This window comes from Brevundimonas sp., from assembly GCF_030704825.1.
Lineage (GTDB): Bacteria > Pseudomonadota > Alphaproteobacteria > Caulobacterales > Caulobacteraceae > Brevundimonas.
The window spans coordinates 53,368-77,945 of sequence record NZ_JAUYNX010000039.1; the positions used below are offsets into that span (position 1 = coordinate 53,368).

The window sequence follows — 24,578 nt, forward strand, 5'->3', positions numbered from 1 at the left end:
GGGCTTGCTAGACAGCCTTCATGCCCCTCTCCACGCTGAACACCTTCGCCGGCGATCCGCTCGACCGGGCCGGCGATCTCCGCAACGACCCGGAATGGCTGGCCGAGCAGGCGGACAACCCCGAGGCCGTGGCCATGGTGCTGTGGGAAGGCCGGCCGCTGGTCGAGGGCGGCGCGGAGCCGCGGCTGGCGTGGCTGTCCCTGACCCATGCGCGGGTCGTGGCGCCTGACCGGGAGCTGTTCCTCGGCCTGTGGAAGGGCGCGCCGTGTTTCGCGGTCGAGATCGAGGGGTCGGTCGATCCGGCGGCGGGGCCGCTGGCGGGCCTCGGCGCCTTTCACGGGATGCGCGAGGCGGCGGCGATGCTGCCGGGCCCCGACGCGGCCATGGCGGGGACGGCCAAGTCGCTGTTCGACTGGCGACGGCGGCACGGCTTCTGCGCCGCCTGCGGGGTCGAGAGCGACAATGCGTGCGGCGGCTGGAAGCGGGTCTGCCCGGCCTGCGGGGTCGAGCATTTTCCCCGCGTCGATCCGGTGACCATCATGTTGCCGGTGTTCACGGGCGGCCCGGAACCGAAATGCCTGCTGGGCCGACAGGCGGCCTGGCCCGAGGGGCGGATGTCGGCCCTGGCCGGGTTCCTGGAGCCCGGCGAGACCATCGAGGCGGCCTGCGCCCGCGAGATCGCCGAGGAGGCCGGGCTGACGGTGACGGCGGTGCGCTATCACTCCAGCCAGCCATGGCCATTCCCGTCGCAGCTGATGATCGGTTTGATCGCCGAGGTCGATTCGGACGACGCCCGGCCGGATCAGACGGAGCTTGAGGCGGTGGCCTGGCTGACGCGCGACGAGGCGCGGGCCTGTCTGGACGGGACCCACCCCACGATCAAGGCTCCCCCGCGGATCGCCATCGCCCGGACGCTGCTGCAGGCGTGGGTGGACGGGTTCGACGCCTAGGCCAGGGCCCGCGCCGCCGCGAGATCGTCGGGATTGTCGACCGACAGGGGCGCTTCATCGATGACGGCGGCCCAGATTTGCAGGCCCATCTCCAGCGCGCGGAGCTGCTCCAGCTTCTCGCGCCGCTCCAGCGGCGACGGCGGGGCGGCGCAAAACCGCTCAAGCGCGGCGCGGCGGTAGCCGTAGAGGCCGATGTGCCGCCAGACGGGAGCGTCGCCGTACAGGGTCGAGCGGGTGAAATAGAGGGCGCGGCCGTGGCGGCCGCCCTCCGCCAGGGCCAGCACCGCCTTGACCACATCCGGGTTCGACCGGTCGGAGGCGTCGGCCTCGGGCGCGACCAGGGTGGCGATGTCGCAGGCCGGCTCGGCCGCCAGCAGGTCGGCGCAGGCGCGGGCCAGGCCGGGATCGGCGAAGGGCATGTCGCCCTGCAGGTTGATGACCGCGTCGTGGCGGCCATCGGGGTCGAGGGCGTCGAGCGCGGCGCGAATGCGGTCGGACCCCGAGGGCAGGTCCGGATCGGTCAGGACGGCGACGCCGCCGGCCGACTCAATGGCGGCGACGATCTCCGCATCGCCCGCGGCCACCGCCACGGGCAGGCCGGAAAGCACGGCCTGCCGCCAGGCCCGCACGATCATCGGAACCCCGCCGATGTCGGCCAACGGCTTGTCCGGCAGGCGGGTGGCGGCCATCCGGGCCGGGATCAGGATCAGCGGGTTCACGTTCAAATCCCAGGCAGGTTCACGCCTGCGACGCTCAGACCGTCCTGAGCCGGTTGCGAAGGCCGCGCTAGCGTGTAAGAGACGCCCACGCAAGAATTCGCCCCGACGCGCCTGCCGAGGGGCCCAGATACGGGATGAGACGACGCGCATGAGCGGCGATCTGAAGTGGAACAAGATAATCGGCGCCGGTTTGGCGACCGTCTTCGTCATCCTGGTGGTGCGCGAGGGCACGGCCTTCATCTATCACACCGAAACCCCTGAAAAGATGGGCTATTTCGTCGACGCGCCGGAGGAGGCCGCGGGCCCGGCCGCCGAGGTCGCCCTGGCGCCCGACTGGGGCACTGTCCTGCCGACCGCCGACCTCGCCGCCGGCGAGGCCGCCTTCGCCCGCTGCAAATCCTGCCACACCATCGACGCCGGCGGCCCCAACGGCATCGGACCGAACCTGTTCGGGATCGCCGGTCGTCCGACCGCCAGCCATGCCGGCTTCGCCTATTCGGACGCCATGACGGCTCACGCCGGCGCGAACCCGACCTGGACGCTGGACGAGCTGGACCAGTTCCTCACCGCCCCCGGCCGCCATGTCCCGGGCACCAAGATGTCCTTCGCCGGCATCCGCGATACCGCCACCCGCGTGGACCTGATCGCCTGGCTGCGCTCGCAGGGCTCGACCGACATGGCCATTCCGGCTCCTGATCCGGCCCGTCAGCCCGGCGCTGCACCGGCCGCACCGGTCGAAGGCGCGGCTCCGGTCGCCGGCGCCGAAACCGCCGCCGCCGACGCCGGCGGTCCGACCGGCGCCGCCCCGACCGCGGGGGCCGCGGGCCAACCGACCACGGCGGCCACGCCCGCCGCGCCGCCGGCCGCCACCAGCCCGGCGCCGCCGAACCACTGAATCCTGCGACTCTGTCGATCTGACGGGAAAGGGCGGTCTTCGGGCCGCCCTTTTTCGTTCGCGCTCAGAGGCGTCGGAACACCGGAGCCGCGAAGCCCCCGGCGCGATAGCGGGCCTCGGCCTCGGCACGGGCCTCGACGACCACCGCTCCATGATGGCCGGTAGCGTGCAGAACGCGGCCCGCGTCGAGCAGGAAGCCGGAATGGCCCCGCCACGGCGCTTCGTCGGCCTTGAGCCAGATCACCAGATCACCGCGGCCCGCATCTCCGGCCTGCACCGGCTCGCCGAGTTCGGCCTGCTGGTCCGCGTATCGCGGCGCGGCGCGGCCGCAGGCATAGAGCGCCTGCTGGATCAGGCCGGCGCAGTCGGTGGCGAGGGAAGAGCGGGCCCCGAGGCGGTGCGGCACGCCGATCAGCCGCTCGGCGACCTCGACCGGCTCGGCCGCGAAACTGCCGATCGGCGCCAGACCGGTCGCGCCGCCCCGATCAATCACCAGGGCGTTCAGCGGCAGGGCGTCCCCGGTGGACTCGATCCGGTGCGTCGCCAGCGGCGCGCCGGCCGCCAGCGCCGACCGCAGGACCCACCCGACCACGCCGTCGCGGCGGGCGCGCCCCCAGACCCGGTCGGAACGGGCCTCGAGGACGTCGAAGGCCTCGCCGAAAATCAGCTGGTCGACAGGATGGTCGCCCGCGGCCGGTCCGGCATGAAGATCGATGACCGGCACCGCGCAGTGCATCGGCTGGACCGGACGGAAGGCCGCCGCGCGCACGATCCCTTCCAGCGCCTGCTCGGCCAGATCGGGCCGGGCGAGGGTGGTGCGGGGATCAAGAATGGCGGCGGCTGGCGTCAAACGAAGGTCCGTCCGGTTGAGCCGGCATACTCACGCAAGAAGCCAAAAGGGCCGTTAACGAACGGAGGCTTTCTCGTGGCCATATCGGCGGGAGAGCATCTCGAAACAGGCCCTCAGGGCCTGGGCTTCGCCGCCCTCGGGACATCCCGGCCGGGCACGAGGGTTCCAAGCGAAGATGTCCATATGGGCCCAGGCTCCTGTGGTCGGCGCGAATTTCTGCAGGAACAGGGCGGCGGTGACCGAGCCGGCCTGGGCCCAGCCGGCGGAGTCGTTCCTCAGATCCGCGATCTCGGTGTCGAGGGCGGCGCGATAGCCCGGCCATAGCGGCATGCGCCACAGCGGGTCGCCCACGTCGCGCGCGGCCGCCAGCAGATCCGCCGCGAGAGCTTCGTCGTCGGTGTAGAGCGGCGGCAGTTCGGGGCCGAGGGCGACCCGGGCCGCGCCGGTCAGGGTGGCGAAATCCAGGGTCAGGTCAGGCGCGTGCTCGCCGGCCCGGGTCAGGACGTCGGCCAGGATCAGACGCCCTTCCGCGTCGGTATTGCCGATCTCGATGGTTAGACCCTTGCGGCTGGACAGGATGTCGCCGGGCCGGAAGGCGTCGCCGGAGATGGCGTTCTCGACCGCGGCGACCAGCACCACCAGTCGCACCGGCAGCCCCGCCTGCATCACCAGCCGGCCGAGGGCGAGGGCGTGGGCGGCGCCGCCCATGTCCTTCTTCATGTTGCGCATGCCGGCGGCGGCCTTGATATCGAGACCGCCGGAATCGAACACCACCCCCTTGCCGACCAGGGCGACGAGCGGCAGTTCGGCGCGGTCCAGGTTCCAGCCGATCTCGACGACCCGGGGCGCGCGGTGGGGGGCGGCGGCCCGGCCAACCGCGTGGACGGCGGGGTAGTTGTCCTCCAGCAGCCCGTCCCCGGCGGTCACGGCGATCGAGGCGCCAGACGCCTCGGCGATCTCGCGGGCGATAGTCTCGATCTGCAACGGCCCCATGTCGGCGGCCGGCGTGTCGATCATCTCGCGGGCCAGGGCGCAGGCCGAGGCGATGCGCAGGACGCTCTCGCGATCCAGCCCCTCCGGCGCGACCAGCCTCACCCGGTCCCGCTCGGGTCGCGCCTTGTAGCGGTCGAAGACATAGGTCCCGAGCATGAAGGCCAGGGCCGCCTGGCGAGCGTCGTCCGGCTCGGCCTCCAGACGATAGAGGCCGGGCGGCAACCGGGCGGACAGGGCCCGGGCGGACAGGGGGTCGAAGGTCTCGCCCGCCCCGACCAGCACGGCGGAGAATCCCCCCTGCCCGTCCGGCACGGGCAGAACCTGGCCCGGCTTGCCCTTGAAACCGTTGGCTTCGGCCCAGACACGGACCGCGCCGTCCAGGGCGCCGTCCGGCCCGACGAAACGAACCGGAACCGCGCCCCCGGCTTCGGCGGTCAGCAGGTCGGGATGCAGAACGGACATGGGCGGCGGCCTTTCCGGTCCGGCGGGACCGATCTTAACCAAGGATTGACGTGAAGGGCCGAGTCTTGCGCCCGAACCCTTCCGGAGCGCTTCCATGTCGCGCACGCCCGCCCGTATCGCAACCATCGCCCTGCTGCTGGGCGCCGTCGCCGTCCCTGCCTTGGCCGACCCCCTCACGGGCCCGCCCGCCCAGGCTCCGGCGGCGCGTCAGTCGGCCGCGCCCGAGGTCCGCGCCGCCTATGACCGCGCCGACGCCCTGAGCCGCCAGATATTCTGGACCGACCAGGCCGAGATCAATCCGATGGATCCCGTGGCCGGGGTCAAGGCGGCGCAGGCGCTGCGCGAGCTCGGCCGCTTCGACCAGGCCGCCGAGATGGCCGGCAAGGTGCTGCTGGTCCAGCCGACGAACGTCGAGGCCATGCTGGAGACCGGCCGCGCCCATATCGCGCGCGGCCAGGCCTTCTACGGCATAGCCGCGCTGGAGGCGGCCCGCGACGCCCGGCCCGGGGATTGGCGCGCCTGGTCCCTGCTCGGCGCGGCCTATGAGCAGGTGCGCCGACCCGCCGACGCCACGGCGGCCTGGGCCCAGGCTCTGGCGATCTCTCCCGACAATCCCGACGTGCTGACCAATATGGCGATCTCGGCCATGGCCCGGGGCGACACCGCGACCGCCGAGCCGCTGCTCCGCCGCGCCGTCGCCCAGCCGGGCGCCTCGCTCAAGGTGAGGCTGAACCTGGCCATGGTACTGGGGCTGACCGGCAAGCTGGACGAGGCGGAACAGATGCTGCGCCGGGATCTGCCGCCCGAAGCGGCCGACCGCAACCTGGTCTGGCTGCGCGAGCGCGCCGGCGGGGCCGGCGTTGACCAGGCCCGCACTTGGGGCTCGCTCCAAGGCGGCTGATCGCCTATATTCCGGCCATGATCGACGAGCTCTACAGCGCGCGCATTCTCAAGCTGGCGGCCAATCTGCCGCACAGCGGGCGGCTGGCCGCGCCCCAGGGGACCGGCGAGCGGGTCGCCAGGCTGTGCGGCTCCAGGGCGGTCGTCGATGTGGCGCTGGACGCGGAGGACCGGGTCGCGGCCTTCGCCCAGGACGTCAAGGCCTGCGCGCTCGGACAGGCGGCGGCCGGGGTGCTGGGCGAGAGCGTCATCGGGGCGACGCTCGAGGAGATTTCCGCCGCTCGCGACGCCATGTCGGCCATGCTCAAGGCCGGCGGCGAGGGCCCGAGGGGCCGGTTCGAGGGCCTGCGCGCCCTGGAACAGGTGGCCGGCTATCCGGCCCGCCACGCCTCGACCATGGTCGCCATCGAGGCGACGCTGGACGCGATGCGCCAGGCGCTGGCCCGCAAGGGGCCCGACACGCGAACTAGCCTCGCCGGCGCGGCCTGAAGGCCCGTTGCCCCCGCCGCCTTCGCGGGGGATAAGCGCGGCGACATGGCTTCCGGCGAAACTCTCTACGAACGCGGCGTGCGGCTGGCCCATCGCGGCTACAAGCTGACGCTGTCGCCCCTGATCGGGCAGCAATGCCGGTTCCTGCCGACCTGTTCGGACTACGGCCGGGACGCGCTGATCCAGCATGGACCGATCAAGGGGGGATGGCTGACCGTCAGACGCCTCTGCAAATGTCACCCATTCGGCCAATCGGGCTACGACCCGGTTCCGCCTGTAAAGACAGACCGATGATCGATCTCAAATTCCCTGACGGCGCCTCGCGCCAGTATCCCGACGACGCCACGGGCCGCGACGTCGCCGCCTCCATCTCGCCGTCGCTGGCCAGGCGCGCGGCCTTGGTCGCCCTGAACGGCGAGCAGCGCGATCTCGACCGCCCGCTCGGCGGCTCGGGCGACTTCAAGCTGATCATGCGTGACGATCCCGAAGCGCTGGAAACCATCCGACACGACGCGGCCCACATCCTCGCCCAGGCGGTGCAGGAGCTGTTTCCCGGCACCCAGGTGACGATCGGTCCGGCCATCGAGGACGGCTTCTATTACGACTTCGCCCGCGACGAGCCCTTCTCCACCGACGACTTCTCGAAGATCGAGAAGCGGATGGCCGAGATCGTCGACCGCGACGAGAAGCTGGTTCGCGAGGTCTGGGACCGCGACGCGGCGATCAAGCTGTTCGAGGGCAAGGGCGAGACGTTCAAGGCCGAACTGATCCGCGACCTTCCGGGCACGGAGACGATCACCACCTACCGGACGGGCGACTGGATCGACCTGTGCCGCGGGCCGCATTTCCCGACGACGAAATTCGTCGGCAAGGCCTTCAAACTGACCAAGCTGGCGGGCGCCTACTGGCGCGGCGACCACCGCAATCCGCAGCTGCAGCGCATCTACGCCACGGCCTGGGCCAGCCAGGCCGACCTCGACGCCTATCTGCTGCGCGTCGAGGAGGCGGAGAAGCGGGACCACCGCCGCATCGGCAAGGCCATGGGCCTGTTCCACATGCAGGAGGAAGGCCGGGGCATGGTCTTCTGGCATCCCAAGGGCTGGGTGCTGTGGCGCGTGCTGGAGGCCTATATGCGCCGCCGTCTGGACGCCGCCGGCTATGTCGAGGTCAAGACGCCCCAGGTGCTGGACCGGACCTTCTGGGAGAAGTCGGGCCACTGGGAGAAATACCGCCCCAACATGTTCGTGTGCGAGACGGTCGAGGGCGAGACCCTCAGCCTCAAGCCGATGAACTGCCCCGGTCACGTGCAGATCTTCGACCAGGGCCAGCGGTCGTACCGCGAACTGCCGCTGCGCATGGCCGAGTTCGGGGCCTGCCACCGCTATGAGCCGTCGGGCGCCCTGCACGGCCTGATGCGGGTGCGCGGCTTCACCCAGGACGACGCCCACATCTTCTGTCGCGAGGACCAGATCGTCGAGGAGACGCGCCGGTTCATCGAACTGACCCGCCTGGTTCATGCCGACCTGGGCATGAACACGCATGAGATCGCCCTGGCCACCCGGCCCGAGGTGCGCGCCGGCACGGACGAGTTCTGGGACAAGGCCGAAGCCATGCTGGGCGAGGCCGCGCGCCTGGCCGGGGTCGACCCGGTCATCGCCGAGGGGGACGGGGCCTTCTACGCGCCCAAGCTGGACTTCATCGTCAAGGACGCCATCGGCCGGACCTGGACCTGCGGCACGCTGCAGCTCGACTACGTCCTGCCGGAACGTCTGAACGCGGAATATATCGGCGAGGACGGCCAGAAGCATCGGCCGGTCATGCTGCACCGGGCCATCCTCGGGTCGTTCGAGCGGTTCATCGGCATCATGATCGAGAACTACGCCGGGGCCTTCCCCTTGTGGCTGGCGCCGACACAGGTGGTGGTGGCGACCATCGTCTCGGAGGCCGACGACTACGCCCGGGCGGTGGTCGAGAAGCTCAGGGCCGCCGGTCTGCGGGCCGAGCTGGACCTGCGCAACGAGAAGGTCGGCTACAAGGTGCGCGAGCACTCGGTCGGCAAGGTCCCGGTCATCGCCGTGGTCGGCAAGAACGAGGCCGAACAGGGCACGGTCGCCATCCGCCGCCTGGGCTCGCAGGCGCAGGAGGTGGTGTCGCTGGACGAGGCGATCCGCATCCTGACGGAAGAGGCCACCCCGCCGGACCTGCGTCGGGCCTGACCGGTCGGCTGAACAAAAGAGCCCGCCCCCGCAATCGCGGAGGCGGGCTTTTCGTTGGCCGGGGCCGAGGCGACTACAGCAGCCGCTTGCGCATGGCCTGGGACAGCATGTCGATCAGCGTCACGGCGACGACCACCACGATGACGATGGCCGAAACGTCGCGGAAATCGAAGGCGTTCATGCGGTCGAACAGCACCTGGCCGATGCCGCCCGCGCCGATCAGGCCCAGGACGGTAGCCGAGCGGCTGTTGGACTCGAAGCGGTAGAGGGCGAAGGACGTCCACAGCGGCGCGACCTGCGGGATCACGCCCCAGACGATTTCGTGCAGCTTGGAGGCGCCGGTGGCGCGCACGCCCTCGACCGGGCCCTTGTCGATCGACTCCACCGCCTCCGAGAAGAGTTTGGCCAGAACGCCAGCGGTGTTGAGGGCGATGGCCAGCACGCCGGGCAGCGGGCCCAGGCCGACGGCGACCACGAACAGCAGACCGATGACCAGATCGGGAATCGAGCGCAGCAGGTTCATCACCCAGCGGACCGGGGTGACGACCCAGACCGGAGCAATGTTGCGGGCCGCGGCCAGACCCATCGGAATGGCGGCGAACACCGCCAGGAAGGTGCCCCAGAGCGCGATCTGGACCGTCTCCCACATCTTGGCGACGAAGACCCGCCAATCGGTGAAATCAGGCCTCAGAAGTTCGCGGGCGAAATTCTGCGTATTCTCCGAATTGCTGAACAGGCGCGAGACATTGCCCAGCTCCACCGGATTGAAGCTGTAGATCAGCAGGGCGCCGACGCCGCCCCAGATCAGCAGGTCGAGCGCCCAGGCGCCCATCGACTTCGCCGGCGGGTTCGGGATGGCCGTGGCGGCCGGTCGGGCGACGGCGTCGGTCAAGGCTGGACCTCGCGCAGGCTGCGCAGCCGTTGCAGTTCGCGTTCGGCGGCGGCGACAGCGGCGGTGTCGCCCTTGGCGCGCGCCTCGCCCAGTTGCTGGTCCGCGACCATCTCCCGGATCGGGTTCAGGTAGCCGTCATCGGCGGCGCTGAATCGCGAATACTCCAGGCCGGCCAGAACCTGCCGCTGACGTTCGGCCTCCGCGCCTTCGCCCTGGCCGTAGGTCAGGAAGAAGCTGCGAATCTTTTCCTTGAGCGCGGGATCCAGATCCTCCCGCACCACGATGCCGCTCTCCGGGATGGGCGGCGACTGCCAGATTTCCTGAATCTGGGCCGCGATCTGCGGATTCTGCCTGGTCAGGAAGACGGTGTTGACAGTGTTCGAGGTGGCCACATCGACCACGCCGGTCGCCACGGCGAAGGCGTTCGCCTGATGATTTGCTGACCGCACCGTCTTGAAGCAGGAAGCCGGCACGATGCCGCGCGGGTTGAACAGGAAGGCCATCGGGGCCAGCGTGCCAGACGTCGACTGGGCGTCGCCGATGCCGAAATCGAACCGCTTGCCGCAGGCCAGAACCTGATCCAGCGTGATGCCGGAGCCGTTCCGTACGATCAGGGTGGAACGGTAGCTGTCCATTCCTTCCTTGTTCACCGTGCGGGCGATGACTTCGGCGTCGGCGCGGTCGATGGCTTCGATGGCGGGCTTGGCCGAAAACCAGGCGACCTGGGTCTGGTTGCCGCGCATCGCCTCGACCAGGACGGTGTAGTTCGAGCCGAAATACGGCTTCACCGGCACGCCGATGGCCCTGGACATGTCGTCCAGCAGGGGCTCCCACAAGGGCCCGGCCGAGGCCTGGCCCTCGGCCGACAGGATGGAGAAGGTGATTTCGGACGGCGCGCCGGTTTTGGTGTCATCGCCCGCGCCGCACGAGGCGACGCCGAGGGCGAGAACGGCCGCAAGGGCCAGCCGACGGGTCAAGCGGGGGAGGGTCATGCCTTGGTTTCCCAGAACGCGTCCTCGAACTCGGGACCGTAGATGTCGATCAGCTGTTTGGTGTCCAGACCGGTCGCGGGCCCGTCGTAGGCGATCTGGCCGGCCTTCAGGGCGACGACCCGGTCGCAGTAGCGGATGGCGTAGTCGACCTGGTGCAGGGTGACGATGACCCCAAGCCCGTCGCGCCGGTTCAGTTCGACCAGCAGCTCCATGACCTTGCGGGCCGAGACCGGATCCAGCGAGGCGACCGGTTCGTCGGCGAGGATGGCCTTGGCGCCCTGGACCAGGGCGCGGGCTATGGCGCCGCGCTGCTGCTGGCCGCCGGACAGGGTGTTGGCGCGTTGGGCGGCGTAGTCGGACACACCGACGCGATGCAGCGCCTCCATGGCCTTGCGCTTGTCCGACGCCGGCCAGAGGCCGAAAAAGCCCTGCCATTCCGGCAGGCGGCCCAGCGCGCCCAGCATGACGTTGGAAAACAGCGACAGCCGGCCGACCAGGTTGAACTGCTGGAAGATCATGCCCAGCTTCTGGCGCGCCGCCCGGGTGGCGCCGGTGGTGCGGCCGTTCTTCTGCACGACCTCGCCGAAGACGCTGATCGTTCCCTTGCCGGAATCGATGGTCTGCAGGCCGGTGATCGAGCGCAGCAGCGTGGACTTGCCCGAGCCCGAAGGGCCTATGAGGGCGACCATTTCTCCGGCCCCGACCTCGACGGACACGCCGTTCAGGGCCTTTCGGGCGCCGAAAGTCTTGGACACGTCCTTCACGGACGCGACGGCGGCGGCGGCTGAGGTCATGGACACGCTGGAGGCGGTTGCAGGGGCGCGCCGCATCGCCTGATCAGGCCCGCGAGGCAAGTCTTAATGACACGTCCGCGGCGATTTCGTCCAGCGTGACGGCGGGTCCCGCCCCTCACCGCCCTACTGCGCCGCGCGGACCTCCACCGGCAGGCCCAGGGCCTCCAGTTGCGGACGCACCGTGGCGGCGTCGCCGACCACGACCCAGACCAGCTGCGAGCTGTCGATGACGCGGCGCGCCTCGGCGTCCATCGCCTCGGCCGTCATGGCCTCGTAGCGCGGCGCGAGCGTCTCCCAGTAGTTGTCCGGACGACCGTACAGGGCGTTGGATCGAAGCGCGTTCAGCACCGCCGCCGAGGTCTCGAAACTGCCCGGCAGCTGGCGGACGTTGCCGTTGACGGTGCGCTCCCGCTCGGCGGCGGTGACGCCGCGGTCGGACAGGAAGGCGCGGTACTGGTCGATCAGGACGGCGATGGATTCCCCGGTCCGGTTCGACTGCACCGGGGCCGAGATGATGTAGGGCGCGCCGTGCTCCATCAGGGTGGTGCGGCCGTTCAGGCCGTAGGACCAGCCTCGCGTCTCGCGGATGTCCTGGTTGATGCGGGACAGGAAGCCGTTGCCGATCACCTCATTGGCCGCCTGGAAGGCGACGAGGTCGTCCCGGCCGGTGACCGGAAGCACCAGGCCCCCGAGGATCAGCGACTGCGGCGACTGCGGCCGGTCGATCAGGACGATGCGGGGCCGGGCCGCGGAGATCGCCGCATCGAAGGTCTTCACGCCGCGGGCGACCGACGGCGCGGCCCAGGCGCCGAACCTGGCCTCGAGCAGCGGCGTGAGTTCCGACAGGGGCCGGTCCGAGACGACAAAGACGCGGGCGTTATCCGGACGGATCCAGCGGGCGTGGAAGGCGGCCAGGTCGTCGCGGTCCAGGCCCTCGACGGCCGCGGTGTCGCCCAGCCCGGACCAGGCACGGCCATACGGGTGGTCCGGGCCGTACAGGACGCCCGGGAGGGCGCGGGCGCCCATGCCGTTGGGCGAGGCCTTCTCCTGGGCGATGCCGGCCAGTTGCTGGGCGCGCAGACGGTCGACGTCCTCGGGCCTGAAGGCCGGATTGCGGATGACGTCGGCCAGCAGATCCAGGGACGGCTCGAGATTGGCGCTGACCGCGGTCAGGCTGACGGTCGTACGGTCCACTCCGGCGAAGGCGGCGACCGTGGCGCCCAGTCGCTCCTGCTCCTCGTTCAGGGCGTCGACGTCGCGGGTGGTCGTCGCCTCGGTCAGGGCGGCCAGCATCAAGGTCTGGGTTCCGAGGGCGCCGGCGGGGTCGGCGGCGACGCCGGCGTCGAACTCGACCGCCACGCGGGTGGTCGGGACGGTGGTCGAGCGGGCGTAGACGACCTCGACTCCGTTCGACAGTCGGGCGCGCTCGGTGTCCGGGAAATCGAGCGGCTTCATCTCGCCGACGGCCGGCATGGGCTCGCGCGACGTGAAGGCCAGCGGCTCGGCCTGAGCGGGCGCGGGACGGGCGTCGGCCGCCTCGGCATAGGCCTCGCGCTCGCCCGGATCGACGCGCACGGCCAGCACCGGCCGGGTCAGCCAGCGGTCCATGACCGCCTTGACCGAAGCGGGCGTCACCGCGCCGAGACTGGCCAGCTGGCGGCGGTAGAAGCCGGGGTCTTCGGCATAGAGCTCGCCCTCCGCGAGAACGACGGCCTTGCCGCCGAAGCCGCCGACGGGTTCCAGCGCCTGGATTCGCTGGGACATGCGCGAGGTGACGACGCGCGCGACCTCGTCCTCGGTCGGACCCGAGGCGATGAAATCGGCGATCAGCTGGTCCAGCCGGGCCGAGACAGCCTCCACGTCGCCGCCGGGCTTCACGTCGACCGTGGTCGTGAACATGCCGAGGCGATGGAAGGCCTGGTAGCCGGTCGTGACCGCGGTCGCCGTCTCGTCGCCGCGGACAAGGGCGTTGTCCAGCCGCGAGCTGGCCAGACCGCCGAGGACGCTGGCGGCGACATCGAGATCGGCCGAGGCGTCGTCCAGCAGGCCGGGCACGACCCAGGTGCGATACAGGCGGGTGTTGGGCACACGGTCGTGCAGCGTCCGGTCGATGCGGGCGTCCAGCGTCGGGATGTCGGCCTGGGCCGGCTCGTTCCGCGCACCGCGCGGGATGTGTCCGAAATAGCGTTGGACAAGGGCCCGCGCTCCGGCGGCGTCGATGTCGCCGGCCAGCACCAGCACGGCGTTGTTGGGGCCGTAATTGTCGCGGTGCCACTGGCGCAGGTCTTCGAGGCTGGCGGCGTCGAGGTCGGCCATCGAGCCGATGGTCGAATGGCGATAGGGATGGCCGGGCGGGAAGAGCGCTTCCAGCTGGGCGTAATAGACCAGGCCGAAGGGCTGGTTGTCGCCCTGGCGCTTTTCGTTCTGGACCACGCCGCGCTGGTTATCGAGCCGCTCCTGGTTGAGCGCTCCCAGCAGGTGCCCCATCCGGTCGCTCTCCATGTAGAGCGCCTGTTCGAGCGCCGATGTCGGCACGGTCTGGAAGAAGTTGGTGCGGTCGAACCAGGTGGTGCCGTTCCAGTCGGTGGCGCCGATGGCCCGCAACGGCTCCATCAGGCCGCCGGGCAGGTTCTCGGTCGGATTGAACAGGCCGATGTGCTCGAACAGGTGGGCATAGCCGGTCTGGCCCTCGGGTTCGTCCTTGGCGCCGACATTGTACCAGGCGGCCACGGCGACGACGGGCGCCTTGCGATCAGTGTGGACGACGACGCGCAGGCCGTTGTCGAGGGTGAACGCCTCGAAGGGGATGTCGACGCTGCGGGCCAGTTGCGAAGCGGGGACCTGGGCCATGACCGGCGGAGCGCCCGCGACCATCATGAGGGCGATGACGGCGGCGAAAGCGGTGCGGCGCATGGTACGGTCCCCCGGGATTGGCGAGGGACGGTATCAGCGGTCTTTCAGTCGGCAAGTTACGGCTGAGTCACGAACGGCCGTTCGCGGGCGGCGGGGGTCGATCCGCACCCGGACCAATCCCGGCCAAACCCAGGGCCCGCCCGGAAAAAACCGCTTTACATGACAGTCACGCGACCCTACATCGCGGCTTCCGGCGGACCCCGTAGGTCTAACGTTGCGCTGCTAACGCCGGTCTGGGTTTAACAATTACAGGGGTTTACGTGAATTGCGCACGTATCCATTTCCCCTGGACCTGGTCCGCGAGCGGTCCCCTGAACGTCCCGTCGCCCTCGTGCGACCGCGTTCGGTTTCCGTAGCGGCGCGCTGGTTCCGGGATAATCTGAACGCCGACGTCTTCTATGCGGTGAAGGCCAATCCGTCGCGCTGGGTCATCGAGACCCTGATCGAGGCGGGCGTCACCGGCTTCGACGTCGCCTCGCTGGCCGAGATCGAACTGGTCCGTTCGGTCAGCGCCGACGCGCGCCTGGCCTTCATGCACCCGGTCAAGAGCCGGGGCGCGATCACCAAAGCCTATTTCGAGCACGGCGTCCGCACCTTCTCGCTGGACAGCCATGACGAGCTGGCCAAGATCCTCGACGCCACCGGCGGCGCGAGGGACCTGAACCTGCTGGTCCGCATGACGGTGTCGGCGGACGGCGCGGCCTATTCGCTGTCGGGCAAGTTCGGCGTCTCGCCGGACCACGCCCCATCCCTGTTGCTGGCCACGCGTCAGGCGGTGGTCGATGGCCTGATGGGCGTTTGCTTCCACGTCGGTTCGCAGTGCATGCGCCCGTCCGCCTATGAGGCCGCCATGGCCCAGGTCGGCCGCGCCATCACCCGCGCGGGCGTGTTCGTGGACATTGTCGATGTCGGCGGCGGTTTCCCCTCGGTCTATCCGGGCATGGTTCCGCCGGACATGCAGGAATACGCCGACGCCATCCACCGCGGCTTCAACGAGATGCCGGTGTCGGAAACGACCGAGCTGTGGTGCGAACCCGGCCGGGCGCTGGTCGCCGAGTCGTCCTCGGTGCTGTGCCGCGTCGACCTGCGCAAAGGCGACGCCCTGTATCTGAACGACGGCTCCTACGGCTCGCTGTTCGACGCGACCCACTCGCGCTGGCCCTTCCCGACCAAGCTGGTCCGGGACGGCGCGGCCTCGGCCGACCTCAAGCCGTTCCGCTTCTACGGCCCGACCTGCGACTCCATCGACCATATGCCGGGCCCGTTCTGGCTGCCGGCCGATGTGCAGGAAGGCGACTTCATCGAGATCGGCATGCTCGGCGCCTATGGCGTGGCCATGTCGACCGGCTTCAACGGCTATGGCGAACACGACGTCGCCGGCGTCGAGGACGCCCCGATGGCCTCGCTCTACGGCCTGGCGCCGCGCTCCATCCCGACCGTGCGCACCACGGCGGAAGAGGCCGCGCGCAAGGTGGTTCGCCTGTCCCGTCCCAAGGGCAAGGCCGGCCAGCGGAAGCAGCGTCGGCGCTAAACCGTCGCTCACGCGTTGTATCCAGCAGCGGCCCGTCGCTCCGTCCGGGCCGCTGTTTCTTTTGACGACGGGCGCTCAAATCAAAGGGAAACCCTTGCAATGAACGCTCCTGTTCAGTCGAACCAGAAGGCCCAGCTGCTCCAGACCACCGTCGAGCATGTGGACATCACGTCCTTCGACGCCCGTCCGATCATCGACAGCATGCGCAAGATGTCGTTCTCGAGCCGCGACACGGCCCGGGCCGCCGACATCTTCAACATGGCGCTGGAGGACAAGGACTGCTCGCCGTGGCTGATCCTGGCTGGCTCGACTTCGGCCGGCGGCTGCATGCATGTGTACCGCGACATGGTGAAGTTCGGCATGATCGACGCCGTGGTCGCCACCGGCGCCTCCATCGTCGACATGGATTTCTTCGAGGCCCTGGGCTTCAAACACTACCAGGCCGCCGGCGAGGTGGACGACAACGTCCTGCGCGACAACTACATCGACCGGATCTACGACACCTATATCGACGAGGAAGAGCTCCAGGCCTGCGACCACACCATCCTGGAAATCTGCAACCGGCTGGAGCCGCGCGGCTATTCCTCGCGCGAATTCATCTGGGAGATGGGCAAGTGGCTGAGCGAGGGCAATGCAAAGAAGCCCGGCTCGCTGATCCAGACCGCCTATGAAGAGGGCGTGCCGATCTTCTGCCCGGCCTTCGTCGACTCCTCGGCCGGTTTCGGCCTGGTCAAGCACCAGAAGGAGCGGATCGCGGCGGGCCAGCCCTATCTGATGATCGACGCGGTGGCGGACTTCCGCGAACTGACCGACATCAAGATCGCGGCGGGCGTCACCGGCCTGTTCCTGGTCGGCGGCGGCGTGCCGAAGAATTTCGCCCAGGACACGGTGGTCTGCGCCGAGATCCTCGGCGTCGAGGCCGAGATGCACCGCTATGCGGTCCAGATCACGGTGGCCGACGTGCGGGACGGCGCCTGTTCGTCCTCGACGCTCAAGGAGGCGGCGTCCTGGGGCAAGGTGCAGACCACGCACGAGCAGATGGTCTTCGCCGAGGCCACGACAGTCGTTCCGCTGATCGGCTCGGACGCCTATCACCGCGGGACCTGGAAGAACCGCGACAAGCGCCGCTGGAACAAGCTGTTCGGCAAGTAGGCCGCAAGGCGAATGAAGCGGGGAGCCGGGATCACGATCCCGGCTCTTTTCGTATGCGGAACCCGGGCGGGCGCGGTTCGCTTTGTCAGGCGAAGGAGCTTCGCCATGACCAATCCCCATCAGACCGAGGACGCCCGCGAGGCCGAGGACATGGGCGAGAAGCCCGACCTGGGCCGCACGCCGGACGCCCTGACCGAGGCCCTTTCGGGCAGCGGCATGGGCTCGGACACCCGGGCGGGCTCGCTCCAGGGCGGAGCGGCCACGGGATCGGACGTCGATCCCGATCAAGACACCATCAATGAGAGCCTGGCCACCGAAGGCATGGCCTCCGCCGATCCCCAATCGCCCTCGAACGCCGATCCCGACCCGATCAAGAACACAGGAGCCGACCGGGACGGACCGGCCGGCGATCCCGCCGAGGGCAAGCCCGATCAGGTCGACGCCGCGACCGGGTGACGGCTGCGTCATCCGCGCCCCCGCGAAGGCGTGAACCCGCCTTGCCGCCGCCGCAGGCTTGCGCCACGGTGACGTCGTTCAACGACAGTCTTTTCAAGGACGATACGGGATGAAGCGTACGCTCGCGGCCGCCGCACTGATAGCGGCCCTGGCCATGGCCGGTTGCAGTCAGGCCCCCGCGGAAGACGGCGCCGAAGCCGGCGCCGCCGCGGACGCCGCGGCGCCGACGGCGGTCGAAGGCCCGGCCGACTCCATCGCCCCGACAGTCCCGGCGGCTCCCGGGGCGCCCGCCTTCGCCGTGGTCTATCCCGGCGGCGCTCCCAGCGGGCCCGCGACCGTCGCGCGCGGGCCGGACGGACCCGGCGGCATCCTCAGCTTCACCACCGACGCCAGCCCCGACGCCGTCATCGACTTCTATCGCCAGCGCGCCGAAGCGGCCGGCCTGGCCTCGGTCATGGCCATGAACACGGGCGGGGCCCGGGCCTATGGCGCCGCGGCGGAAGACGGCAGCGGCAAACTGCTGCGCGTCGTCGCCACGCCCGTCGAGGACGGCCCGACCAGCGTGCAGCTGGACTGGACCGCCGGCCGGTGAAACCGGCCGCCGTCCTGGCCGCCTGCCTCGTTCTGGGCGGCTGCGCCACGGCTGCCCGGATCGTTCCCCCTTCCCCGATCGAGGGCTATCTCGACGCGGACGCCGTCGCCTCGGTCGGCGCGGATATCGCCCCCTACCCCGTCCATGCCGGGGCGGAGCAGGCGGTGTTCGATTCCGTCGAGCCGGGCGCGGACCGCTGGTGGCTGGCCATCGCCCACGCCGAACTCCGGCCGCCCGAGGCCGCCCAGCATTTCGACTGCATCCTCGGAACGCGGCTCGCGGACAAGCCGCGCCCGGCCCTGACCCGGCTGATGAACCGTTTGCTGGTCGACTCGGCCGGCGTCGCCAACGCCCTGGCCAGGCGCGAGCCCCGTCGCCGCCCCGTGGCGGAGCGGCCGGACCTGCAACCCTGCGTCCGAATGGACGAAGCGGTGCGCGACAGCCCCTCGTGGCCCGCCGGCGGCGCGGTCGCGGGGGCGGCCTATGGGGAGATGTTCGCGACCCTGGCGCCGGATCGGGCGGAGGCGGCCAGGCGGCGCGGTCTGGATATCGGCTTCAGCCGCGCCCTGTGTCGGGTGAACTGGCATGCCGACGTCGCCGACGGCTTCCGGATCGGCCGCGCCGTCTATGAACGCGCCGCCGGCACGCCCGAATTCGCGGCCGATCTGGAGGCCGCGCGAGCCGAGGTCGCCGCCGCCCGGGCCGAAGGTCTGACCAACCCCGGCTGCGCGGCGGAACGGCGGGCCTTGCGGCGGACCGGTTACTAGGCCGGGCGCGGGCTGACCAGCGAGCCGTACAGGTCGGTCCGCCGGTCGCGGAAGAAGCCCCAGGCGGCGCGGTGGCGGTCGATGTAGTCGAGGTCGAAGGTATGGACCAGCGCCCCCTCCTCCACGCGCCCGAAGCTTTCGACCAGGTCGCCGCGGTGGTCGGCGATGAAGGACGAGCCGTAGAAGACCTGCCCGGCCTCGTTGACCTGTTCATGGCCGATGCGGTTGGCCCCCACGACCGGCACGACGTTTGACACGGCATGGCCCTGCATGGCGCGGCGCCACGGGTCGGCCGTGTCCAGCTCCTTGTCGTGCGGCTCCGATCCGATGGCGGTCGGGTAAAACAGCACCTCGGCCCCCTGCAGCATCATGGCGCGAGCCGTCTCGGGGTACCACTGGTCCCAGCAGATGCCGACGCCGATGCGGCCGTGACGGGTGTTCCAGACCTTGAAGCCTGTGTCGCCGGGCCGGAAATAGTATTTCTCCTGATAGCCGGGGCCGTCGGGGATGTGGCTCTTGCGATAGACGCCCAAGGCCGCGCCGTCGGCGTCCAGCATGACCATGGAGTTGAAATAGTGCGGCCCCTCGCGCTCGAAGATCGAGACGGGGATGGCGACGCCCAGTTCGGCGGCGACCGGCTGCAGGGCGGTGACGCAGGGATGCTCGCGCCATGGATGGGCGCCGACGAACCAACGCTCCTCCTGCGAGACGCAGAAATACGGGCCTTGGAAGAGTTCCGAAGGCAGGATCACCTGGGCGCCCCTGCCGGCCGCCTCGCGAACGAGGGCGATGGTCTTGTCGATGTTGGCCTGCAGGTCCTCGCCGTAGGACGTCTGCAGGGCGGCGACCGTCATCTTGCGGGTCATCAGGCTTCCTCCACGCGAGCGCCGCCGCGATAGCTTGAGATACGCCGTATCGGACCGACGATCATCTGGTTGAATGCCTGCAGCTCGTCGGCGGGAACCCAGAGCTCTTCATGCACACGCCCGCCGGCGACCTGCACCGGCCAGCGTTCGATCGCCTCCGCGGGCAGGTCGAAGGCGACCACATGGCCGACGCCGGAGGGTTCGTGCTTCGAGTTCCAGTCTCGGGCGATCTGTTCGGCGTAATCGAAATTCATCACCGGATAGAAGATCGGCTGTTCCGGCAGGCGAGGCGGAAAGACGCTCCAGCCAGCGCCGACGATGAGGTCAAATTCCGCCTCGCCGACAGGTCGGAACAGGGTGACCGTGCTCACGCCGGTTCCTGCTGGGAGATGCAGTGAAAGGATCCGCCGCCCGACAGGATGGCGATGGACGAAAGCGCGATGATCTCGCGATCGGGGAAGACGGTCATCAGCCCCTGACAGACCAGATCGGTCGCGCGCTCGTTGCCGTAGCCCGGCACGATGACGGCTCCGTTGGCGATGAGGAAATTCATGTGGCTGGCCGGGATCGGCTTCTCGTCCCCGTCGCCGATGAAGCCGGGCGACGGCAGGCGGAGCACCTTGAGCGGCCGTCCCCCGGCGTCCGTCATCTCCGACAGCGACCAGGCCACGGCGTCATAGACGTCGTCGTTCGGATCGCCCCGGCCCCAGGCGACCGGGCAGGCCACCACGCCCGGCGCGACGAAACGGGCCAGGTTGTCGACATGGCCGTCGGTGTGGTCGTTCAGCAGGCCGTCGCCCAGCCACAGCACCTTGCGGGCGCCCAGCGACGCCCTCAGCGCGGCCTCGGCCGCCTCCTCGGTCCAGTCGGGATTGCGGTTTGGGTTGAGCAAACACTGACGGGTAGTGACGATCGTCCCCTGCCCGTCGTGGTCCAGCGCCCCGCCCTCGAGGATGAAGTCGTGGCGGTCCAGCGCCACGCCGGCGGCCGCGCCGATCTGATCCGCGACCGTGTCGTCGTGTTCGAGCTCGTACTTGCCGCCCCAGCCGTTGAAGCGGAAGGCGGCGGCCGTCGCCGAGCCCGCGCCGAAGATCGGGCCCGTATCCCTCAGCCAGATGTCGCCGAACCGGCCGTCGACGACCTCGACCTTGTCGACCGGGGCGAACCGGGCGCGGGCGTCGTCCAGCGCCTCCGGCTTTCCGACCATCAGCTTCACGGTCTCGCGGCCCGGACCGGCGAGTGCGCGCACCAGGGCCTCGACCTCGGACCGGGCCGGTTCGAGATTCTCCTCCCACAGCTCGCCGTGGCTGGGCCAGCCGACCCACATGGCGCGGTGCGGCGACCATTCGGCGGGGATGGGGGGGATCATGGGTCGGGACATTCCTCGGAGCGGGTAGCCGCGCCAGATAGACACGAGGCGGCCAGACTTCAACGGACAACGGGCCGCGACCCGCCCGGGGCCCCGGACAAACGAAAGGGGCGGCCCGTCTCCGGACCGCCCCCGTCAGTCTTTCGCTGCGTGGACCCTAGTAGGCCATGCGCAGGGTGGCCATCCAGGTGCGCGGGGCGCCGATGTTGGCGAACGGCCGGCTGTAGCCCGGTTGGCCCGGCGTGGCCGAGGTACGGGTGCCGAGGTTGCCGTAGTATTCCTCATCGAACACGTTGGTCACGTTGAACTGCAGGAAGGCGCCGTCGTAGCCCATCGGAGCGAAGTCGATCCGGGCGTCGAAGTCCACGACCGTGAAGGCGTCGTCGCGCAGGTCGTTGACGTCGGTGATCCAGCGCTCGCCGGTGTACTTGGCCTGGACGCCGGCCGAGAATATGTCGTTGAACTCATAGCTGGCGCGGGCCGAGAACATCATGTCCGGCGTCTCGACCAGTTCCTTGCCGGCGGTGGCGGCGACGGCGCCGCCGCTGTTCAGGACATAGTCGTCCTGCAGCTCGCTGTCGAGGAAGGAGGCCGAGGCGTAGAGGCTCAGGGCCTCCACCGGCGACCAGCCCACCGAGGCTTCGATACCCTGCAGCTCGACCGAGCCGACGTTACGGTCAACGAAGGTGTCCAGGTCTTCGTCGTAGGTGTTGACGATCCGGTTGTCGTAGTTGGTGCGGAAACCGGCGACCGAGGCCACCAGGGTCGAGGAAGTGTAGCGGTAGCCGATGTCGAAGGTCTGGGTCTCTTCCGGCACGACGGTCGGGTTGCCGACCGAACCGTCGGCCAGGCGGCGCACGATGTAGAGGCTGTCCGTGCGCGGCGCCGAGAGACTCTTCGCATAGCTGCCGTACACTGAGTGGCCCTCGCCGAAGCGGTAGGTCGCGCCGAGGTTCGGCAGAATGTCGTCGTACTTCACCGTGCGCGAGTAGGGCGCGATGAAGACGGTGTTGCCCTGCGAGGCGAAGCGAACGTCGCCGAACGGGATCGCGCCGCCGCCGGTGAAGGTCGTCAGCGGGGTCTCGGTGGTGCAGCGGACCGTCGAGGAGGCCGTGCGGGAGTAGCAGTACTGGTTCAGCTCACGCTCGAAGAAGGGCGCGCGGACGCCGATGTTCAGGGTCAGGGCGTCGTCCATGAACTGGCCGCGGTATTCCAGCGAAAACTGGTTCAGCGAGGCGATCGACTTGCGGTCGCGCGACTGCAGGGCGTAGCCGTCCCGGTTGATAACGCGATTGGTTCCATCGTTGCGGCCGCCGAACCAGTCGACGAAGCGCGGGTTGGACGGATTGGTGAAATCGACGAAGCCGTAGTGGCCGTTCTGACGGTGACGGCCCCAGTCGAGCGCATAGGCGGCGCGCAGGCGGTGGTCGTCGTCCAGGTCCCAGATCAGCGAGGTGTTGAGGCCGTAGCGATGGGTGTTGGTATTGGACGGGTTCATCACCCGGACGCGGTCCATGGTGTCGCCATCGCCGTTCAGATCCACGCCGCCGGAGGCGAAGGAGCCGCGCAGCAGGGCGTCGGTCTCGGACAGGACGGTCTGCTGGGTGCCGCCGTTGGCCAGCACGTACTGGAACGAGGGGTCCACCGTCAGAACCAGGCCGTTCATCAGGGTGAAGCGCGAGTTGCCGCGGATGTTGCCGGTGTTCGACGGGTTGACGCGCAGGCCGTAGAAGCCGGTGCCGTTGGCGTCGTTGTCGGGCAGGCCATTGCGGAATGTGGGCGCGATATAGGTGGTATCGAAATCGACTTCCCAGCCGCGCGGGTCGGTTTCGACCTGGTCCTCGCAGACGATGGTCTGGGCCACGTCGCAGAAGCCGGTAGCCGTGCGCAGGTTCGGGCCGGTGTAGTTGTTGTTGCGGTTCTCGTTATAGTGGGCCGACAGGGCGACGAAGTCGCCGTTGTCGCCGAGCGGCTGATAGATGCGAGCGTTGTACTGCTGCTTGGCGAGGTCGCCGAGGCCCTTGAACTTGTCATACTCCTGGAAGGAGGCGGCGAACCAGGCCGAGGTGCCCCAGGGCCCGAACTCGCCGGTGTCGACCAGGAACATGTAGCGGCGATAATCGAAGTCGCCGAAAGAGGCTTGGTACCAGCCGCCGAACTCGGAGGCCGGACGGCGGGTGACGTAGTTGATGGTGCCGCCGGTGGCCGAGGCCGTGGGGCTGTCGACGTCCGTAGTGCCGGTGTTGACCGAGGCGCGCTCGATCAGTTCCGGGTCCAGCTGCTGGTTGGTGTAGGTGGCGTAGTTGCCGGTGTCGTTCAGCGGGATGCCGTCGAAGGTCAGCGACACGCGGTTGCCGTCGAAGCCCCGCAGACGGATGTTGCCGCCCGACGAGCCGTAGGGGTCGGCGTTGGTGAAGCTGAGGCCCGGCGTCAGGTTCAGGGTCTGCAGGATGGTCTGGCCGGCGGCCTGGGTGGAGATGAACTCCTGATTGATGGTGTTGCGGGTCTTGGCGACGGTCTCGGCCACCGGCAGGCCGTCGATGTCGCGCGGTCCGGCCTGGCCGGTGACCACGACTTCACCCAGTTCGGCGGCTTCCGTGCCGGTCGATTGGGCCGAAGCGGCGCCCGCGACCAGAAGGCCGCTGAAGAGGGCGGTCGTCGCCCAGAACACGCGTTTGCGGTTCGTCATTGTCATCTATCCCCGATGAAGAAGAGCGCGTTGCGCTCGGCAACCGGCGGCAGCCGGTGGAAATCTCGCCCCCCTTAGGCGCACCGTCGTAAAGTGGGACGACATTCGTGCGACAGTGATATGACACCCGGCGCTGGTGGCGTGAGAGACACACCCCGCCCCCGCCCGAACCTGTGGATGATTCAACGGGAACGGGCCCGCTTTCGTGATCGGCGCATTTTCCGGGTCCGGATCAGTTCCCGGCCGCGGCCTCGCCCCAGACGGCCCGGAGGCGGGCGGCCCGGCCGCAGAAGCGGCTGTAGCCTCCGTAGCGGACGGGATTCAGGCGGGCGAAATCCTGGTGGTAGGCCTCCGCCGGCCAGAACCGGGCGGCGTCGCGCACCGGCGTGACGAACCGGGCGTCGCCGAGCCGGGCCGCCGCGGCGCGGCGCGAGGCCTCCGCGGCCGGCTTCTGCGCAGGGCTGGCGAAGACGGCGGTCGCATAGGATGGTCCCTGGTCGCAGAACTGGCCGTCGGGATCGGTGGGGTCGATGGTCAGCCAGAAGCGGTCGACGAGCTGGCGATAGCTGACCCGGGCGGGGTCGAAGGTGACCTGGACCGCCTCCAGATGACCCGTGCCGCCCCGAACGACCTGGTTATAGGTCGGCGCCGAAACGCGGCCGCCGGCGAAGCCCGAAACGGCCGAGATCACGCCCGGCATGCGTTCGAAATTGGCCTCCACCGACCAGAAGCAGCCGCCGGCGAAGACGGCGACCTCGCGCCGGCCGCTGTCCCCGGCCTGGGAGGCGGGCGGGGCGCCGGCCGCGGGCTCTCCCGGCGAACAGGCGGCGAGGACGAGGACGACGAGGCTGGCGACGGCGCGGCGCGACATGGCGAACGTTCTCCGGCGGCGCGAAGGATCCGCGCTGATCCGATATACGACAGTCGCTCCCCCGTGGTTTCAGGACAAGCCGCAAAGCAAAACCGCCGGCCCCCTTTCGGGGACCGGCGGCTCTGTGTTGCTGGCCTTCGGCCTTCCGGGTTTAGCGGAAGTTGATGCCGATGGTGGCGCGACGGTTGAGCGGCTCGCGCACGCCGTCGGCGGTCGGGCG

The 24,578-nt window shown here is 69.7% G+C and carries 24 protein-coding genes; 12 read left to right on the top strand and 12 right to left on the bottom strand.

The genetic code is table 11. The features are described 5' to 3' along the window. Positions 1-20 precede the first annotated feature (20 nt). Positions 21-950: an NAD(+) diphosphatase gene (gene nudC, locus Q8Q71_RS16995; RefSeq protein WP_305760782.1), complete on the top strand. Its 930-nt coding sequence runs from the start codon at positions 21-23 to the stop codon at positions 948-950. Here nudC and Q8Q71_RS17000 read toward each other — a convergent pair. Continuing rightward, on the bottom strand, positions 947-1,669 hold the full coding sequence (locus tag Q8Q71_RS17000) for a 3-deoxy-manno-octulosonate cytidylyltransferase (protein ID WP_305760783.1): 723 nt from the start codon (positions 1,667-1,669) through the stop codon (positions 947-949). The two genes, nudC and Q8Q71_RS17000, sit on opposite strands and share 4 nt — an antisense overlap. Before the next feature lie 148 nt (positions 1,670-1,817). Between Q8Q71_RS17000 and Q8Q71_RS17005 the strand changes: the two genes are divergently transcribed. After that, positions 1,818-2,564 (top strand): cytochrome c family protein, encoded by a 747-nt coding sequence (locus Q8Q71_RS17005; RefSeq protein WP_305760784.1) that lies wholly within the window; start codon positions 1,818-1,820, stop codon positions 2,562-2,564. Between the two features lie 64 nt (positions 2,565-2,628). Here the strand turns inward: Q8Q71_RS17005 and Q8Q71_RS17010 are convergent, their stop codons facing one another. Further along, on the bottom strand, positions 2,629-3,414 hold the full coding sequence (locus tag Q8Q71_RS17010; RefSeq protein WP_305760785.1) for an NlpC/P60 family protein: 786 nt from the start codon (positions 3,412-3,414) through the stop codon (positions 2,629-2,631). Positions 3,415-3,468: 54 nt separating this feature from the next. Beyond that, positions 3,469-4,869, bottom strand: a complete 1,401-nt coding sequence (locus Q8Q71_RS17015; RefSeq protein ID WP_305760786.1) for a M17 family metallopeptidase — start codon at positions 4,867-4,869, stop codon at positions 3,469-3,471. 94 nt (positions 4,870-4,963) lie between these two features. On the opposite strand from Q8Q71_RS17015, the gene Q8Q71_RS17020 reads away from it, so the two are divergent. The 4 genes from Q8Q71_RS17020 to thrS are packed head-to-tail and all read left to right on the top strand — an operon-like array spanning position 4,964 to position 8,474. After that, on the top strand, positions 4,964-5,770 hold the full coding sequence (locus Q8Q71_RS17020; RefSeq protein ID WP_305760787.1) for a lipopolysaccharide assembly protein LapB: 807 nt from the start codon (positions 4,964-4,966) through the stop codon (positions 5,768-5,770). Positions 5,771-5,787: 17 nt separating this feature from the next. Beyond that, complete coding sequence (locus Q8Q71_RS17025) at positions 5,788-6,258, top strand: iron-sulfur cluster assembly scaffold protein (protein WP_305760788.1); 471 nt, start codon at positions 5,788-5,790, stop codon at positions 6,256-6,258. A gap of 45 nt (positions 6,259-6,303) precedes the next feature. After that, a complete protein-coding gene (gene yidD / locus Q8Q71_RS17030) occupies positions 6,304-6,552 on the top strand; it encodes a membrane protein insertion efficiency factor YidD (protein ID WP_305760789.1) in 249 nt (82 codons plus the stop codon). Further along, entirely contained in the window at positions 6,549-8,474 is a 1,926-nt protein-coding gene (gene thrS, locus Q8Q71_RS17035) for a threonine--tRNA ligase (protein ID WP_305760790.1), read from the top strand. Before yidD ends, thrS begins: the two co-directional genes overlap by 4 nt. Before the next feature lie 73 nt (positions 8,475-8,547). On the opposite strand, the gene phnE is transcribed toward thrS, so the two are convergent. The 4 genes from phnE to Q8Q71_RS17055 all read right to left on the bottom strand — a co-directional run bounded on the left by phnE (position 8,548) and on the right by Q8Q71_RS17055 (position 14,065). Beyond that, the gene (phnE, locus tag Q8Q71_RS17040; protein WP_305760806.1) at positions 8,548-9,306 is read right to left on the bottom strand and encodes a phosphonate ABC transporter, permease protein PhnE; all 759 of its coding nucleotides are present in this window, start codon (positions 9,304-9,306) and stop codon (positions 8,548-8,550) included. 56 nt (positions 9,307-9,362) lie between these two features. Then, complete coding sequence (phnD, locus tag Q8Q71_RS17045) at positions 9,363-10,358, bottom strand: phosphate/phosphite/phosphonate ABC transporter substrate-binding protein (protein ID WP_305760791.1); 996 nt, start codon at positions 10,356-10,358, stop codon at positions 9,363-9,365. Beyond that, positions 10,355-11,152: a phosphonate ABC transporter ATP-binding protein gene (gene phnC / locus Q8Q71_RS17050; RefSeq protein ID WP_305760792.1), complete on the bottom strand. Its 798-nt coding sequence runs from the start codon at positions 11,150-11,152 to the stop codon at positions 10,355-10,357. The genes phnD and phnC overlap by 4 nt, the downstream gene beginning before the upstream one ends. Positions 11,153-11,275: 123 nt before the next feature. After that, complete coding sequence (locus Q8Q71_RS17055) at positions 11,276-14,065, bottom strand: pitrilysin family protein (RefSeq protein WP_305760793.1); 2,790 nt, start codon at positions 14,063-14,065, stop codon at positions 11,276-11,278. A 265-nt stretch (positions 14,066-14,330) separates the two neighbouring features. Between Q8Q71_RS17055 and Q8Q71_RS17060 the strand changes: the two genes are divergently transcribed. The 5 genes from Q8Q71_RS17060 (at position 14,331) to Q8Q71_RS17080 (ending at position 18,563) form a co-directional block, all read left to right on the top strand. Next, positions 14,331-15,596, top strand: coding sequence for a type III PLP-dependent enzyme (locus tag Q8Q71_RS17060; protein ID WP_305760794.1), 1,266 nt, complete (start codon positions 14,331-14,333; stop codon positions 15,594-15,596). Positions 15,597-15,695: 99 nt separating this feature from the next. Beyond that, a complete protein-coding gene (locus Q8Q71_RS17065; RefSeq protein WP_305760795.1) occupies positions 15,696-16,748 on the top strand; it encodes a deoxyhypusine synthase in 1,053 nt (350 codons plus the stop codon). A gap of 105 nt (positions 16,749-16,853) precedes the next feature. Continuing rightward, positions 16,854-17,204, top strand: coding sequence for a ribonuclease (locus Q8Q71_RS17070; RefSeq protein ID WP_305760796.1), 351 nt, complete (start codon positions 16,854-16,856; stop codon positions 17,202-17,204). 109 nt (positions 17,205-17,313) lie between these two features. After that, positions 17,314-17,796 (top strand): hypothetical protein, encoded by a 483-nt coding sequence (locus tag Q8Q71_RS17075; RefSeq protein WP_305760797.1) that lies wholly within the window; start codon positions 17,314-17,316, stop codon positions 17,794-17,796. Then, complete coding sequence (locus Q8Q71_RS17080) at positions 17,793-18,563, top strand: PA-phosphatase (RefSeq protein ID WP_305760798.1); 771 nt, start codon at positions 17,793-17,795, stop codon at positions 18,561-18,563. The genes Q8Q71_RS17075 and Q8Q71_RS17080 overlap by 4 nt, the downstream gene beginning before the upstream one ends. Here Q8Q71_RS17080 and aguB read toward each other — a convergent pair. From aguB to msrA, 5 genes are all read right to left on the bottom strand, one after another. Next, complete coding sequence (gene aguB, locus Q8Q71_RS17085; RefSeq protein ID WP_305760799.1) at positions 18,560-19,429, bottom strand: N-carbamoylputrescine amidase; 870 nt, start codon at positions 19,427-19,429, stop codon at positions 18,560-18,562. The genes Q8Q71_RS17080 and aguB overlap by 4 nt on opposite strands. Then, positions 19,429-19,800 carry a hypothetical protein gene (locus Q8Q71_RS17090; RefSeq protein ID WP_305760800.1) on the bottom strand — a complete coding sequence of 124 codons (372 nt, stop codon included), beginning with the start codon at positions 19,798-19,800 and terminating at the stop codon, positions 19,429-19,431. Before Q8Q71_RS17090 ends, aguB begins: the two co-directional genes overlap by 1 nt. After that, on the bottom strand, positions 19,797-20,798 hold the full coding sequence (locus tag Q8Q71_RS17095; protein WP_305760801.1) for an agmatine deiminase family protein: 1,002 nt from the start codon (positions 20,796-20,798) through the stop codon (positions 19,797-19,799). Before Q8Q71_RS17095 ends, Q8Q71_RS17090 begins: the two co-directional genes overlap by 4 nt. Positions 20,799-20,955: 157 nt before the next feature. After that, a complete protein-coding gene (locus tag Q8Q71_RS17100; protein ID WP_305760802.1) occupies positions 20,956-23,487 on the bottom strand; it encodes a TonB-dependent receptor in 2,532 nt (843 codons plus the stop codon). Between the two features lie 232 nt (positions 23,488-23,719). After that, positions 23,720-24,358, bottom strand: a complete 639-nt coding sequence (gene msrA / locus Q8Q71_RS17105; protein ID WP_305760803.1) for a peptide-methionine (S)-S-oxide reductase MsrA — start codon at positions 24,356-24,358, stop codon at positions 23,720-23,722. Between msrA and Q8Q71_RS17110 the strand changes: the two genes are divergently transcribed. Continuing rightward, on the top strand, positions 24,357-24,578 hold a 222-nt coding region (locus Q8Q71_RS17110; RefSeq protein WP_305760804.1), incomplete at its 3' end, for a hypothetical protein. The two genes, msrA and Q8Q71_RS17110, sit on opposite strands and share 2 nt — an antisense overlap.